The 14,188-nt window shown below is 75.0% G+C and carries 16 protein-coding genes and 1 tRNA gene; 2 read left to right on the top strand and 15 right to left on the bottom strand.

The features are described 5' to 3' along the window. A partial coding sequence (locus E9565_RS15070; RefSeq protein WP_236835698.1) for an ABC transporter permease occupies positions 1–518 on the bottom strand: 518 nt, incomplete at its 3' end. Further along, positions 515–1,186: an ABC transporter permease gene (locus E9565_RS15065; RefSeq protein WP_236824936.1), complete on the bottom strand. Its 672-nt coding sequence runs from the start codon at positions 1,184–1,186 to the stop codon at positions 515–517. The genes E9565_RS15070 and E9565_RS15065, both read right to left, overlap by 4 nt. Before the next feature lie 56 nt (positions 1,187–1,242). Between E9565_RS15065 and E9565_RS15060 the strand changes: the two genes are divergently transcribed. Then, positions 1,243–2,433, top strand: coding sequence for an ABC transporter ATP-binding protein (locus E9565_RS15060; RefSeq protein WP_236824937.1), 1,191 nt, complete (start codon positions 1,243–1,245; stop codon positions 2,431–2,433). Here E9565_RS15060 and E9565_RS15055 read toward each other — a convergent pair. The 12 genes from E9565_RS15055 to dacB all read right to left on the bottom strand — a co-directional run bounded on the left by E9565_RS15055 (position 2,430) and on the right by dacB (position 13,399). Then, positions 2,430–2,975, bottom strand: a complete 546-nt coding sequence (locus tag E9565_RS15055; protein WP_236824938.1) for a dihydrofolate reductase family protein — start codon at positions 2,973–2,975, stop codon at positions 2,430–2,432. The two genes, E9565_RS15060 and E9565_RS15055, sit on opposite strands and share 4 nt — an antisense overlap. Next, positions 2,969–3,895, bottom strand: a complete 927-nt coding sequence (locus E9565_RS15050) for a helix-turn-helix domain-containing protein (protein WP_236824939.1) — start codon at positions 3,893–3,895, stop codon at positions 2,969–2,971. Before E9565_RS15050 ends, E9565_RS15055 begins: the two co-directional genes overlap by 7 nt. Positions 3,896–3,954: 59 nt before the next feature. Beyond that, a complete protein-coding gene (locus tag E9565_RS15045; protein ID WP_236824940.1) occupies positions 3,955–4,470 on the bottom strand; it encodes a DUF3180 domain-containing protein in 516 nt (171 codons plus the stop codon). A 3-nt stretch (positions 4,471–4,473) separates the two neighbouring features. Beyond that, positions 4,474–4,980 carry a 2-amino-4-hydroxy-6-hydroxymethyldihydropteridine diphosphokinase gene (folK, locus tag E9565_RS15040; protein WP_236824941.1) on the bottom strand — a complete coding sequence of 169 codons (507 nt, stop codon included), beginning with the start codon at positions 4,978–4,980 and terminating at the stop codon, positions 4,474–4,476. Further along, a complete protein-coding gene (gene folB / locus E9565_RS15035) occupies positions 4,977–5,345 on the bottom strand; it encodes a dihydroneopterin aldolase (protein ID WP_236824942.1) in 369 nt (122 codons plus the stop codon). Before folB ends, folK begins: the two co-directional genes overlap by 4 nt. Beyond that, entirely contained in the window at positions 5,332–6,192 is an 861-nt protein-coding gene (folP, locus tag E9565_RS15030) for a dihydropteroate synthase (RefSeq protein WP_236824943.1), read from the bottom strand. The genes folB and folP overlap by 14 nt, the downstream gene beginning before the upstream one ends. A 13-nt stretch (positions 6,193–6,205) precedes the next feature. After that, positions 6,206–6,823: a GTP cyclohydrolase I FolE gene (gene folE, locus E9565_RS15025; protein WP_236824944.1), complete on the bottom strand. Its 618-nt coding sequence runs from the start codon at positions 6,821–6,823 to the stop codon at positions 6,206–6,208. Positions 6,824–6,836: 13 nt separating this feature from the next. Then, positions 6,837–8,804: an ATP-dependent zinc metalloprotease FtsH gene (ftsH, locus tag E9565_RS15020; protein WP_236824945.1), complete on the bottom strand. Its 1,968-nt coding sequence runs from the start codon at positions 8,802–8,804 to the stop codon at positions 6,837–6,839. A 402-nt stretch (positions 8,805–9,206) separates the two neighbouring features. Beyond that, entirely contained in the window at positions 9,207–9,791 is a 585-nt protein-coding gene (gene hpt / locus E9565_RS15015; RefSeq protein ID WP_374201390.1) for a hypoxanthine phosphoribosyltransferase, read from the bottom strand. After that, positions 9,788–10,816: a tRNA lysidine(34) synthetase TilS gene (gene tilS, locus E9565_RS15010; RefSeq protein ID WP_236835696.1), complete on the bottom strand. Its 1,029-nt coding sequence runs from the start codon at positions 10,814–10,816 to the stop codon at positions 9,788–9,790. Before tilS ends, hpt begins: the two co-directional genes overlap by 4 nt. A 5-nt stretch (positions 10,817–10,821) precedes the next feature. Then, the gene (locus tag E9565_RS15005; RefSeq protein WP_236835694.1) at positions 10,822–11,904 is read right to left on the bottom strand and encodes a zinc-dependent metalloprotease; all 1,083 of its coding nucleotides are present in this window, start codon (positions 11,902–11,904) and stop codon (positions 10,822–10,824) included. Positions 11,905–11,974: 70 nt separating this feature from the next. Then, the gene (gene dacB / locus E9565_RS15000) at positions 11,975–13,399 is read right to left on the bottom strand and encodes a D-alanyl-D-alanine carboxypeptidase/D-alanyl-D-alanine-endopeptidase (RefSeq protein ID WP_236824948.1); all 1,425 of its coding nucleotides are present in this window, start codon (positions 13,397–13,399) and stop codon (positions 11,975–11,977) included. 56 nt (positions 13,400–13,455) lie between these two features. Here dacB and E9565_RS14995 point away from each other — a divergent pair, with 56 nt between their 5' ends. Beyond that, a complete protein-coding gene (locus tag E9565_RS14995) occupies positions 13,456–13,950 on the top strand; it encodes an inorganic diphosphatase (RefSeq protein ID WP_236824949.1) in 495 nt (164 codons plus the stop codon). A 159-nt stretch (positions 13,951–14,109) separates the two neighbouring features. On the opposite strand, the gene E9565_RS14990 is transcribed toward E9565_RS14995, so the two are convergent. Further along, a tRNA-Thr gene (locus tag E9565_RS14990) sits at positions 14,110–14,182 on the bottom strand. Positions 14,183–14,188 lie beyond the last annotated feature (6 nt).

Genomic DNA, 14,188 nt, shown 5'->3' with positions numbered 1-14,188 from the left:
AGCCCGCCCCCGCCGACGAGGGCGGCGAGCCCCGCCGTGGCGACCACCTGCACGGCGGCGGTGCGCACGCCGGTCATCACCAGGGGCAGCGCGAGCGGGAGCTCGACCCGGCGCAGCACCTGACCGCGGGTCATGCCCATGGCCCGCGCCGCCTCTCGGACGTCGCCGTCCACCCCGCGGAAGCCGACGTAGGTGTTGGTGAGGATGGGCGGGAAGGCGAAGACGGCGAGGGCGATGGCGGTGGCGCGGTTGCCGAAGCCGATCGGGCTGACCGCGAAGAGGGTGAGCAGGGCGAGGGTCGGGACCGCCCGGCTCACGTTCGAGAGGACGACGACCGCGCCCCCGCCCCGCCCGCTCGTGCCCAGCGCGATGCCCAGCGGGAGGGCCAGGACCAGCGCGGCGAGGACGGCGATCCCCGAGACGGCCAGGTGCTCCACGAGCAGGTCCAGGAGCCCGCCGGGCCGGGTCCAGTTGAACGGGTCGTTGAGGTAGACGACGGCGTCGCCGAAGCCGGTCACGACCGCACCCTCGCCCACGGGGTGAGCAGCCGCTCCGCACCGGCCAGCAGGAGGTCGGCGAAGAGCGCCAGCAGCACGCAGCCGACCGCCCCGGTGACGATCTCCGCCCGGTAGAAGTTCGAGTTGAAGCCGCCGAAGATGAGCTGCCCGAGCCCGCCGTGCCCGACCAGCACCCCGACCGTGGTGAGGGCGACGGTGGACACCGTGGCGATGCGCAGCCCCGCCATGAAGGCCGGCAGCGCCAGCGGGAGGTCGATCTGCCAGAACAGGCGGAAGCGGCCGTAGCCCATGCCCTGGGCTGCCTCCCGGACGTCACCGGGCACGCCCTGGAGCCCGGTCAGGAAGTTGCGCACCAGGATCACCAGCGAGTAGACGACCAGCCCGACCAGCACCGTCGTCGCCGTCAGCCCGGTGAACGGGAAGATCAGCGCGAACATCGCCAGCGACGGGATCGTGTAGACGATCGAGGAGAGGCCCAGCACCGGGGCGGCCAGCCACCGCACGCGGCGGGCGAGCAGCGCCAGCGGCAGCGCGATCAGCGCCCCGAGGACGACGGCGGCGACGGTGAGCCTGACGTGCTCGCCCAGGTACCGCAGAATGGTGTCCCAGTTCTCGACCACGTACGACGCGTCGAACCAGGGGTTCGGCGCCGCGTCCGCAGCCTGCACCGCGGACGTCCCCGCTCCAGCGCTCAGCACCGGGCGCACCCCAGGAGGACCACGCCGTGGACGCTACTGCGCACACTCCCCCGTCCGCGAGCGCGTCCGGCGAGGCGGTGGAGATCCGGCTGGAGGGCGTCAGCAAGGTCTACGCCGACGGCACCGTCGGCGTGGCCGAGCTCGACCTCACCTTCGCCGCGGGCGAGCTGACCGTCCTGGTCGGCCCCTCCGGCTGCGGCAAGACGACCACGATGAAGATGATCAACCGGATCATCGAGCCGACGACCGGCCGCATCGTCATCGGCCAGGACGACGTCACCCGCGCCGACCCGGTGCGGATGCGCCGCCGCATCGGCTACGTGATCCAGAACGTCGGGCTCTTCCCGCACCAGACCATCCGCGCGAACGTCGGCACCGTCCCCCGCCTGCTCGGCTGGGGGACGGCCGAGATCCGGGCGCGGGTCGACGAGCTGCTCGCCACCGTCGGCCTGGACCCGGCCGTGCACGGCGACCGCTACCCCGGGCAGCTCTCCGGCGGGCAGCGCCAGCGGGCGGGCGTGGCCCGGGCGCTCGCCGCCGACCCCCCGGTGCTGCTGATGGACGAGCCGTTCTCGGCCGTCGACCCGGTGGTGCGCGAGCGGTTGCAGGCGGAGTTCCTGCGGCTGCAGTCCACGGTGCGCAAGACGATCGTCTTCGTCACCCACGACATCGAGGAGGCCGTGCGCATCGGCGACCGCATCGCGGTGATGAGCCACGGCGGCCGGGTGGAGCAGTTCGCCACGCCCGCCGACCTGCTGGGCCGGCCGGCGAACGACTTCGTGGCCGACTTCGTCGGTGCCGACCGCGGCCTCAAGCGGCTGGCCGTCACCGGGATCGACGCAGCGGACCTGGAGCACCCACCGGTCCTGCACGCCGACGACGGCCTGGCCGACGCGCGGGCGGCGCTGCAGCGCTCCGGCGCGCGCTGGGCGGTGGTGCTCGACGGCGCCGACCGCCTGCACGGCTGGCTCTCGCCCGACCGCGCCGGCGGCAGCGGCACCGTCGGTGCCGCGGCCCGGCGGATGGAGGCCTGGGTGCCCCGTGAGGCGTCGCTGAAGACGGCGTTCGCCACGATGCTCCAGCACGAGGCCGGGTGGGTCGCCGTGCTCGACGGCGACCAGTTCCTCGGCGTCCTCACCCCCGAGTCGCTGCACTCGGCGCTGCGCCGCTCCGTGGAGGGCCGGGCCCCCGAGACCGCCGGCGCCGCCTCCGCCTAGCGGGGCCGGTCCTCCAGCAGCGGGCCGACCACCCGGTACCGGGCGGTGACGAAGGACCCGGTGGCGGCGGCCTGGACCAGCTCGAGGTCCAGCCGCCGCGGCAGCAGCGGCCGCCCCGCGCCGAGGGTCACCGGCGCGATCGAGACGACGACCTCGTCGAGCAGGCCGGCCTCGGCGAACTGGCCGGCGAGGTCTCCCCCGCCGACCAGCCACAGCTCCCGGTCCCCCGCCGCGGCGGTCATCTCGGCGTGCACGGTGCGGACGTCGCCGGAGGTGAACCGGACGTCGCCGCCGGCCACCGGCAGCTCCCGGTGGGTCATCACCCACGTGGGCAGCTCGTAGGGCCACGGCTTGCCGGGCTCGTGCGCGAGGACCCACTCGTAGGTCGTCGACCCCATCACCATGGCGCCGACCCGGGCCATGAAGGCGTCGAAGTCCAGGTCGCCGGCGTCGCCGCCCTTCTGGCGGAACAGCCAGTCCAGCGAGTCGTCCGGGTCGGCGATGAAGCCGTCGAGGGTGGTGGCGGTGTGGTAGGTCAGCACGGAGTGCCTCCAGGGATCTCGCCGCGGCGTGCGCGGAGCCAGAGGATGGGGTCGCCGGTTCCGGCGTCGTGGCCGGCCGTCCGCAGCAGGTGCCGCACCAGCTGGCGCCGGTGGGCCGAGTAGGTGAGCACGTGGGCGACGACGCTGCTGAGCACGAAGCTCTCCGGCGGGTCGCAGAGGGCGTCGACCAGCCGGTCGTCCCAGCCGCCGCGCCGGTCGACGTCGCGCACCGTGGCCAGCCAGCGGGGCGCCACGGCGTCGTGCCGCGCCAGCAGCGCCGCCGGGTCGGGGTCCGCGGCCCGGTCGGGGGTGTCGCGGCCCTCGATCGAGGCGAGCCAGACCTCCACCGTGAAGACCAGGTGCTCGAGCACGGTCTGCACGGACTCCTCGGGGCCGTCCCAGGGCAGGACGACGAGGCCCGGCAGCCGCCGCGCCCGGAGCTCCTCGCCGGTCAGCCCCTTCGCCACGTCGAGGAGGTGGCGGGTGTCGTCGAGGTCGTGGGCCACCAGCTGCTCGGTGAGCGGGTTCATCGCGTGCTCCGTGCTCTGCACCCACAGCGAGGTGGGTGGGTGGAAGTGGATGCCGTTGGGCGCCGGCAGCCAGTGGCCGGAGCCGGGGTCGGCCGCGCTCGGCGGGCGGCCGTAGGCGCGGGTGAAGGCCCGGCTGAACCCCTCCACCGACTCGTAGCCCGCCGCCCACGCCGCGTCGGTGACGCTGCTCCCCTGCTGCAGCTGCCAGGCCGCGCGTTCCAGCATCACCCGCCGCCGCATCGCCACCGGCGCCTCGCCGGCGTCGCGGGACAGCGTCCGGCTGAAGTGGAAGGGCGAGGCGTAGGCGTCGCCGGCCATCTCGGCCAGGGTGTGGTTGCCCTCGTCCAGCACCGCGTCGAGCAGCTCGCGGAGCCGGTCACGTCCCGTCATGGGACCAGGGTGGCGGTTCGGCCGGTGCGCGTGCTTGACCGTTCTTGCGCGGCAGCCCGCTACGCGGCCACCCCGGGCGACGGGTCGTCGTCGGCCGAGCCGGGCGGGACGCGGCAGGCGGACTCCAGCAGCAGCGCCGCGGCGACCAGGGCGAGGGCGGCCAGCAGGCCCAGCACCGCGGTCACCGTGTCGCTCCCGGCGGCCTGCAGCCGGCCGACAGCGGGGCCCGCGTAGGCGAGCACGCCGAGCCAGACGCCGGCGAAGACCGCGCCCACGTACGCGCTGGCCTGGGCCAGCACCGCGAGCCGGGCGACCAGCATCGGCTCGACCGGGCGGACGCCCGCGGCGTCCCGCCCGGTGGGGCCGCGCCCCGCCCGCGCCTCGCGCAGCGCGTGCAACCGGCTGCGCAGGACCCGCGCACCCAGCGCCTCGGCCAGCGCCAGGACGGCGAGCGGCGCCGGCAGCCACCAGCGCAGCGGCGGCAGGTCCCCGTACCAGGCCCGCACCAGCACCCACGCGGCGAGCGCGAACCCGAGCGCGAGGACGGCGAGGTCGCGGCGGCGGACGGGGGCCACGGCCTAGTGGAGGTGGTCCCAGCGCACGACCGCCGCCACCTCGGCGGGGTCGAGCGCGGCCACCAGGTCGGTCACCCGGCCGCGGCCGGGCAGCACCGCGGTCGGGTCCAGCGTCGCCCACGGGACCAGCACGAACGCCCGCTCGTGCGCCCGGGGGTGCGGCAGGGTCAGCGCGGGGTCGTCGGAGAGGACCGGCGCGCCGTCGTCCCCCGTCACCGCGACCACGTCGACGTCGAGGGTGCGGGCGCCCCAGCGGACCTCGCGGGTGCGGCCGGCGGCCGCCTCCAGCTCGTGCGCCCGCGCCAGCCAGCCGGTGGCGTCGCGGTCGCCGCGGACGACGGCGACCGCGTTCAGGTACGGCGGCTGCTCGACCGGCCCCCACGGCGGGGTCTCGTACAGCGTGGAGCGCGCGACCAGCACGCCGTCGTCCTTGAGCGCGGTGAGCGCGCTGCGCAGGGCCAGCGCACGGTCGCCGAGGTTGGCGCCCAGGGAGAGGACGGCCCGGGTCATCGGCGGTCGCGCCGGATGGTGACGACGACGTCGTCGAACGGCACCCCGAGCTCCGCCTCGGGCTTGTGGACGGTGATCTCCACCGCGTCCACCAGCTCGTCGGCGAGGCAGACGTCGGCCAGCCGCTGCGCGAGGGTCTCCAGCAGGCTGACCGGCTCCCCCGCCAGCACGCGGTGCAGCCGCTGCGCCAGGTCGGCGTAGTTGACCGTGCGGGCCAGGTCGTCGGTCGCCGCGGCCGCGGAGGTGTCGAGCTCGAGGACGGCGTCGACGCGGAACACCTGGCCCCGCTCGCGCTCGAAGTCGTAGACCCCGTGGTGGGCGTGGGCGCGGATGCCGCGGACGGCGATGCGGTCAGGGGTGGCCACGGCCGGCTCCTCTCGCCGCGCGGACGGCGGCCACCGTGCGGACGGCGTCCACCGAGGCACCGGCGTCGTGGACGCGCACGCCCCACGCGCCGGCCTCCGCGGCGAGCACCGTGGTGGCCAGGGTGGCGGCGTCGCGCTCCTCGGCCGGGCGGGGCTGCCCGTCGGGCCCGGCGAGCAGCTTGCCGAGGAAGGTCTTGCGGGAGGCGCCGACGAGCACGGGCAGGCCGACGGCGACGAGGCGGTCCAGCCCGGCCAGCAGCGCCCAGTTGTGCTCGGCACGCTTGGCGAAGCCGAGCCCGGGGTCGAGCACCAGCTGCGCGGGTGCCACGCCGGCGGCCACGACGTCCTCCACCCGGGCGGTCAGCTCGGCGCACACCTCCGTGACGACGTCGCCGTACTGCGCCGCCGCGTACATCTCGCGGCTGTGCCCGCGCCAGTGCATGAGCACCCACGGCACGCCCGACTCGGCGACCAGGTCGGCCATGTTCTTGTCCGCGAGCCCGCCGCTGACGTCGTTGACCAGCACCGCGCCCGCGCGCAGCGCCGCCTCGGCCACCTCGGCGCGGGTGGTGTCGACGCTGGTGCGCACCCCCGCGGCGGAGAGCTCGCGGATCACCGGGAGCACGCGGCGGCACTCCTCGTCGGCGTCGACCCGGTCGGCGCCCGGCCGGGTGGACTCCCCGCCGACGTCGACGTAGTCCGCGCCCGCGGCGTGCATCGCCATCCCGTGCGCGATCGCGTCCGCCGGGTCGGCGAAGCAGCCGCCGTCGGAGAAGGAGTCCGGCGTGACGTTGAGGACGCCCATCACCAGGCAGCGCCCCGGTCGCGGCAGCGCCGCCGGCGTCACCGGTGCACCCCGCTCACCGGCCGAGGACGAGGCCCATCGCCTCGTTGCGGGTCGCCGCGTTGTCGCGGAAGATGCCGCGGACCGCGGAGGTGACCGTGGAGGAGCCGGGCTTGCGGATCCCGCGCATGGCCATGCACAGGTGCTCGGCGCGGATGACGACCAGCACGCCGCGCGGCTTGAGGGCGTCGTTGAGCGCGTCGGCGATCTGCCGGGTCATCCGCTCCTGCACCTGGGGGCGCCGGGCGTAGACCTCCACCAGCCGGGCCAGCTTGGACAGGCCGGTGACGCGCCCGTCCTCCCCGGGGATGTAGGCGACGTGCGCGACGCCGTGGAAGGGCACCAGGTGGTGCTCGCAGGTCGAGTACATCGGGATGTCCTTGACCAGCACCAGCTCGTCGTGGTCCTCGTCGAAGGTCGTCGCGAGGATGTCGAACGGGTCCTGCCAGAGACCGGCGAAGGTCTCCGCGTAGGCCCTGGCGACGCGGGCCGGGGTGTCCTGCAACCCCGGGCGGTCGGGGTCCTCCCCGACCGCGAGCAGCAGCTCGCGGATCGCCGCCGCGGCCCGCTCCTGGTCGACCCCGGGGGCCGGGGTCAGCAGCTGGTCCTCCGGCTCGGCCGGGATCTCGCTCATCGGTGGGCCCGGCTCACCGCTGGACCGGGGCCCCGACGTCCCCGACGGGGGCCGGGTGCCCCGACCCGTTCTGGCCCGCACGCTCCGCCGGCGTGAGCACCGGGGGCTGGTCCGACGGGGTGCGCTTGCCGAAGCCGTTGTACGGCGCGAGGGCGGGGCGCTTGGCGACCGGCGCGCAGATGCGGGCCATGTCGTCCTTGGACAGCGTCTCCTTCTCGATCAGCTCCAGCACCAGCTGGTCCAGCACCTCGCGGTACTCGACCAGGATCTCCCACGCCTCGTCGTGGGCGGCCTCGATCAGCGCGCGGACCTCCGCGTCGATGTCGGCGGCGACGGCCTCGGAGTAGTCGGGGCGGGACCCCATGTCCCGGCCGAGGAACGGCTCGGACGCGTTGCTGCCGTACTTCACCGCGCCGAGCTTGGCGCTCATGCCGTACTGCGTGACCATCGCGCGGGCCATGGCGGTGGCCTTCTCGATGTCGTTGCCGGCGCCGGTGGTCGGCTCGTGGAAGACCAGTTCCTCGGCCGCGCGCCCGCCGAGGGCGTAGGCGAGGGTGTCGATCATCTCCGAACGGGTCTGGGTGTACTTGTCCTCGGTCGGCAGCACGAGGGTGTGCCCCAGCGAGCGGCCGCGCGGCAGGATCGTCACCTTGTGCACCGGGTCCAGGTTGGGCAGTGCGTGCGCCACCAGGGCGTGCCCGCCCTCGTGGTAGGCGGTGACCTTCTTCTCCTTCTCGCTCATCGCCCGCGTCTTGCGCTCGGGGCCGGCGATGACGCGGTCGATCGCCTCCTCGAGAGTGGCGTCGGTGATCAGCGAGCCGTTGTTGCGGGCGGTCAGCAGCGCACCCTCGTTGAGCACGTTGGCGAGGTCCGCGCCGGTGAAGCCGGGCGTGCGGCGGGCGACGGTCTCCAGGTCGACGTCGGGCGCGAGCGGCTTGCCCTTCGCGTGCACCTCGAGGATCTTCTTGCGGCCCTCGAGGTCGGGGCGGTCGACGGCGATCTGCCGGTCGAAGCGACCCGGGCGCAGCAGCGCCGGGTCGAGGACGTCGGGCCGGTTCGTGGCGGCGATCAGGATGACGCCGCCCTTGACGTCGAAGCCGTCCATCTCGACGAGCATCTGGTTCAGCGTCTGCTCGCGCTCGTCGTGGCCGCCGCCCATGCCGGCGCCGCGCTGGCGCCCGACGGCGTCGATCTCGTCGACGAAGATGATCGCCGGGGAGTTCTCCTTGGCCTGGGTGAACAGGTCGCGGACCCGGCTGGCACCGACGCCGACGAACATCTCGACGAAGTCCGACCCGGAGATGGAGAAGAACGGCACGCCGGCCTCACCGGCCACGGCGCGGGCGAGCAGGGTCTTGCCGGTGCCGGGCGGGCCGAACAGCAGCACACCCTTGGGGATCTTCGCGCCGACGGCCTGGAACTTCACCGGGTTGGCGAGGAACTCCTTGATCTCGTGCAGTTCCTCGATCGCCTCGTCGGCACCGGCGACGTCGGCGAACGTCGTCTTCGGCATGTCCTTGGTGATCTGCTTGGCCTTGGACTTGCCGAAGGCCATGACGCCGCGGCCACCGCCCTGCATCGAGTTGAACAGCCAGAACAGCAGCAGGAGCAGGATGAGGAACGGCAGGAAGCTGATCAGCAGGCTGGTCAGGAGGCTGTCCTGCGTGACGTTGGTGTCGAAGTCCTCGCCGTCCTGCGCGCGCAGGAGGTCGACGATGTCGCCCTCGACCGCCACGGGGTAGGACGTGACGACCTCGGTGCTGCCCTCGACCTCGTCGGCCAGGTCGAGCTCGAGCGTCTGCTCCCGGGTGTTCAGCGTCGCCGACTCGACGTTGCCGCTCTCGATCTGCTCGAGGGCCGTCGAGGTGGTGATCTCCTGGCGGCTGCCCTCACCGCTGAACAGCGACGAGACCGTCAGGGCCAGCAGGATGACCAGGACGACCCAGAACCACACGGAGCGGAAGATCTTCTTGCGTTCCATACACCGATGCCGGGCGCCGTGGGGCGCCCGTCGACCCTCCTGATCGTCCCGGGGACGCCTCGAACGGCCCGGGTACGGACCCCGGCGCTCGGGTGCAGCGTCGTCGGGATCGACGGTACACCGGTACACCTGTGGATCTCCTGCGCGCGAGCTGGCGACGCACCCGCCCGAGCGATGCCGTCGGCGCCCCGAGCGGGCGGCCGGAGGCTGCCCCGAGGGGCGCCGAGGACGCGCCGGACGAGAGCCGGGCACGGCAACCCGGCCGCGGCACCCCGAGGCGAGCCGCCCCGCGAGGGTCGCGCCGGGTGACGGGCCCGGAGGGTCCTCACCCGGTGCGACGGAAGGGCTCAGCTCAGCAGGGGGACGGCACCTGGCCGCGGTGCGGTCCGGAGGACCGCGATCTCACGCGTACACCTCGGGCTTGAGCGTGCCGATGTAGGGCAGGTCGCGGTAGCGCTCGGCGTAGTCGAGGCCGTAGCCGACGACGAACTCGTTGGGGATGTCGAAGCCGACGTACCGGACCGGCACCTCGACCTTGACCGCGTCCGGCTTGCGCAGCAGCGCGCAGACCTCCAGCGACGCCGGCGACCGGCTGCCCAGGTTCTTCAGCAGCCAGGAGAGCGTCAGCCCGGAGTCGATGATGTCCTCCAGCACGAGCACGTGCTTGCCGGTGATGTCGCGGTCGAGGTCCTTGAGGATGCGCACGACACCCGAGGAGCTGGTGGAGGACCCGTAGGACGAGACCGCCATGAACTCCATCTGGGTGGGCAGCTGGAGGGCGCGGGCGAAGTCGCTCATGAAGAGCACCGCGCCCTTGAGCACGCCGACGAGGAGGACCTCCCGGCCCGCGTAGTCGGCGGCGATGGTCGCGGCCAGCTCGGCGATCTTCTCGCGGATCTGCTCCTCGCTGAGCAGGACGTGGTCGATGTCCGGGCCGTAGCCGTGGTCGGGACCGAGTGCGCCGGGCGTGCTGGCAGGCTCCGTCACGGAGTGAGCTCCTCGTGGGGTGCGGGTCCGGGGGTGCCGCGCCGGTCCCCCGGCGGCAGCAGCACCAGGGTGCCAGACGCCCGGACGACACCTGCGCCGCCGGGTAGGTCGACGGCGCCCTGGCCGCGCCAGCCGGTGACCAGGCTCTCCACGGCACGCAGGTGCACCGCCTGCAGGTCGGGGACGCCGGAGCCGCTCAGCCAGCCGCGGAGCACCCGCCGGCGCAACGCGGCCGGCAGCGCCGCCAGCGGCTTCGCGGGCAGCCCGCCGTCGCCGCACCCGGCCGCCAGCCGGGCGAGGTGCTCGGCCGCCAGGGCGTCGAGGGCGTCGAGGTCCTCCCGGAGCAGCTCCGCGGTGCGGGCCAGCGCGGGGGCCACCCCGCCACCGAGCACCTCCTCCAGCAGCGGCAGGGCCTGGGTGCGCAACCGCACCCGCGTGTAGGCGGGGTCGGCGTTCCACGGGTCGTCCCACACCGGCAGGCCCTGGTCGGCGCACGCCTGCCGGGTGGTGGCGCGGCGGATGCCCAGGAGCGGCCGCCACCAGGCGACGCCGTCGGCGGCCCGCTCGGGCACCATCCCGGCGACCGACCGGGGGCCCGAGCCCCGGCCGAGCCCGAGGAGGACGGTCTCGGCCTGGTCGTCGAGGGTGTGGCCCAGCGCGATGCGGGCGCCGTGCTCGCGCGCCGCGGTCGCCAGCGCGGCGTGGCGGGCGGTGCGGGCCGCCCCCTCCGGGCCGCCGTCGTCCCCCACCCGGACGGCCAGCACGAGCACGGGGGCCAGGCCCAGCCCGCGCAGCAGCGCGGCGGTGCTCTCCGCGCGCGCCGCCGAACCGGCCTGCAGGCCGTGGTCGACGGTGACCGCACCGACCCGGGCACCCGCGGCGCGGGCCTCGAAGGCGAGCGCGGCGGCCAGCGCCACCGAGTCCGCTCCCCCGCTGCAGGCGGCGAGCACCGGCCCGTCGCCGCCGCGCAGCCCGTCGCGGACCGCGCGCCGCACCTCCGCGACCGCGCGGGGAGGTCCGGCCACCGGGCTCAGGCGGGCAGGGCGGGGCGCCCGAGCACCCGCTCGACCCACAGGTGCGGCGCGGTGAGCTCCTCGATGAGCGGCAGGTTCGCCGGGCCCTCCCAGACCCGGTTGAACCCCTCCATGCCGGCGAGCTCGACGACGCCGCCGACGAAGTGCCGCCCGTCGGCGTACTGCTTCATCTTCTGCTCGAGGCCCAGCAGCCGGCGCAGCACCCGGTCCAGCGGCCCGCGGCCCTTGCGGCGCTGGGCGAACCGCTTGCGCAGGGTGCGCACCGAGGGCACGACGTCCGGGCCGACGCCGTCCATGACGTACTCGGCGTGCCCCTCGACGAGGCTCATCACCGCGGTCACCCGGTCCAGGACCTCCCGCTGCCGGGGGTCGCGGACCAGCGCCATCAGCCCGGGGGCGCCGTCCCCGCCGCCCCGCACCGCGTCGGCGAGGCTGCGCAGCAGGTCCTGGAGCCGCTCGCGCAGCACGTCCGGGGCCAGGTCGGTGGCGGCGACGAACTCCGCGACCTGCTCCTCGAGGTAGTCGCCCAGCCACGGGACGCCGGTGAACTGGAGCTGGTGGGTGACCTCGTGCAGGCAGACCCAGAGGCGGAAGTCCGAGGGGTCGACGCCCAGCTTCCGCTCGGTGGCGACGATGTTCGGCGCCACCAGCAGCAGCCGGCCACCGGTGCCGAAGATCTCGTACTGGCCCAGCACCCGCGACGCGAGGAAGGCCAGCAGTCCGCCGGCCTGGACACCGGTGGCCCGTGAGCCGATGGCGGTGGCGAGAGCGCCGGGGCGGTGGCCCGTGCGCTGGGCGAGCTTCTCGACCAGCGGGTCGAGCAGGGTCGCCATGCCGCGGGCGTTGGCGTCGGCCCAGCCCGGCCGGTCGACCACGGCGACCTCGGGGACCGGGCCCCCGGGGACCGGCCGCAGCCCGGTGAGCTCCTCGACGTGCGCGACGGCGGTGGCGGCGGCGCGGTGCAGCTCGGCGACGACCGCGGCGGCCTCCTCCCGGGTGGTGCTCGGGCCGCCGCTGACCAGCCGGCGGGCCGTGCGTCCGGCCAGGTCCCAGTCGACCATCGAGGAGGCGCTGCTCATCGCTCCACCGTACGGCCATCCTCCAGGGGCCCGCGCCGAGCGAGCGAGGCGTGGGGGGACGGGTGGTCCCCTAACAGCCGCAGGCGGCGAGGGTGGCGGCGAACTCGTCGAGCGCGGCCTCGGCCGCCAGTTCGCTGCCGGTCGCCTCGTCGGCCACCACGGCGAAGGCCAGCAGCCGGCCGTCCGCGGTGACCACGGTGCCGGCCAGCGCGTTGACGCCCAGGAGCGTGCCGGTCTTGGCGCGCACCGTGCCCGGGGCGGTCGCCGGGTCGTCGTCGCCGCGGTCGGCGAGCGTGCCGTCGTAGCCGGCCACCGGCAGGCCGGGCAGCAGCCCGGCGGCCTCGCCGAGGCTGCCGTCGGCGGCGCCGCCCACCACCGCGGTGAGCAGTTCGGCGGTCACCACGTTCTCCCGCGACAGCCCGCTGCCGTCGGCCAGGGTGATGCCGGTGACGTCGAGGCCCAGCTCGTCCAGCGCCTCGACGACGGCCTGCGCCGCCCCGTCGAAGGTGGCCGCCTCGTCCCGCGCGAGCGCGACGTGCCGGGCCAGCACCTCGGCGAGCACGTTGTCCGACTGCGACAGCGCCTGCTCGACCAGACGGGCGACCGGCGCGGACTCCACGGTGCCGAGGGTGCGGGCGCCGGCCGGGGCCTGGCCGAGCACCACCGCGGCACCGGGCGCGCCGAGGGCGTCGGCCAGGGCGGCGCCGGCGTCCAGGCCGGGCTGGCCGCTGCGCGCGAGCGCCCCGGGGCTGACCCGCGCGCCGTCGACGGCGGTGGCGGTGATCGGTGCGGCGTAGCTGGAGGGTGCATCGCCCGGGCCCCAGCCACTGGCGGTCAGCGGCCCGCTGAACAGCGAGCTGTCGACGACGACGCGGGTGACGGCGGTGCCGGCCGGGAGCGCGGCCACGACCTGGGTGGCGAGGTCGGCCATCGTCGGGGCGCCGGGGTAGCTCTGCGACGGCTCGGTGCGCGACAGGGTCGGGTCCCCACCGCCCACGAGCACCACCTCGCCGGGCGCGGAGCCGGCGACCACCCGGGTCTCGAACGTCGCGGCGGGGTCCAGGGTGGTGAGCGCGGCGGTGGCGGTGAGCAGCTTGGCGGTGGAGGCGGGCGTCAGCGGAGCGCCGGCGTCCCGGTCGTACAGGACCTCACCGGTGGCGACGTCGACGACCTGCGCCGTCGTGCCCGGCCCGAGCGGCGGGCCGGTGACCAGCGGGGTGAGCGCGGCCTCGAGGGCGGCCGGGTCGGGCACCGGCGCATCGGCGGAGAGCGCGGCCAGGACGGGCTCGGCGTCGCCGAGGTCGGGCAGCACGGCGTCCGGGACGGCGACGGCGTCGTCCCCGGCACCGGCGTCGGTCCCCAGGAAGACACCCAGCCCGATGCCACCGCCGACGAGCAGCGTGACGAGCAGGGCGATGCCGGTGATCATCCGCCGCCGGAAGCGGCCGTAGTTGGCCGTGACGATCGTCGAGCCGCTCGACGAGATGGTGCCCACCCCCCAGAAGGGGGCCTGCGCCGACCGCGCAGCCCCCCGTGGGCCACACTACGTGCGTGCAGTTCGACGTGACGGTAGAAATCCCGAAGGGCCAGCGGAACAAGTACGAGCTGGACCATGAGACCGGACGCATCCGCTTGGACCGGATGCTGTTCACCTCCACCCGCTACCCGGCGGACTACGGCTACATCGAGAACACCCTGGGGCAGGACGGCGACCCGCTGGACGCCCTGGTGATCCTCGAGGAGCCGACGTTCCCCGGGTGCCTGGTGACGTGCCGGGCCATCGGCATGTTCCGCATGACCGACGAGGCCGGAGGGGACGACAAGGTCCTCTGCGTGCCGGCGACGGACCCGCGGGTGGCGCACCTCAAGGAGATCGAGGACGTGTCGGAGTTCGACCGCCTCGAGATCCAGCACTTCTTCGAGACCTACAAGGACCTCGAGCCGGGCAAGTCGGTCGAGGGTGCCGAGTGGGTCGGCCGCGAGGCCGCCGAGGACGAGATCCGGGCCTCGATCGAGCGCGCCAAGAACGGTTCCGCGCACCACTGAACCCCCGCCCGGGCTCAGAACCGGGCGCCGGACGCACCGATGGCGGCACATCCCCCGGGGGACGTGCCGCCATCAGCCGTACCCGCGACCGGGACCGCGCAGCGTGCCCGGCCCGGGACGACGACGGGCCCGTCCAGGTGGACGGGCCCGTGCTGTGCGAGCCGCCTGTCGGAATCGAACCGACGACCTTCTCATTACGAGTGAGATGCTCTACCGACTGAGCTAAGGCGGCGAACTG

It is taken from the genome of Blastococcus sp. KM273129 (assembly GCF_021698995.1).
Lineage (GTDB): Bacteria > Actinomycetota > Actinomycetes > Mycobacteriales > Geodermatophilaceae > Blastococcus.
The sequence above is the reverse complement of the archived record's forward strand: the minus strand, read 5'-3'. Positions and strand labels throughout refer to the sequence as shown.

Coding starts and splice junctions, on each gene's coding strand:
- folK (WP_236824941.1), bottom strand. CDS start 4,980: ATGACCCGGGCCGTCCTCTCCCTGGGCGCCAACCTCGGCGACCGTGCG.
- E9565_RS15050 (WP_236824939.1), bottom strand. CDS start 3,895: ATGACGGGACGTGACCGGCTCCGCGAGCTGCTCGACGCGGTGCTGGAC.
- E9565_RS15005 (WP_236835694.1), bottom strand. CDS start 11,904: ATGAGCAGCGCCTCCTCGATGGTCGACTGGGACCTGGCCGGACGCACG.
- folE (WP_236824944.1), bottom strand. CDS start 6,823: ATGAGCGAGATCCCGGCCGAGCCGGAGGACCAGCTGCTGACCCCGGCC.
- ftsH (WP_236824945.1), bottom strand. CDS start 8,804: ATGGAACGCAAGAAGATCTTCCGCTCCGTGTGGTTCTGGGTCGTCCTG.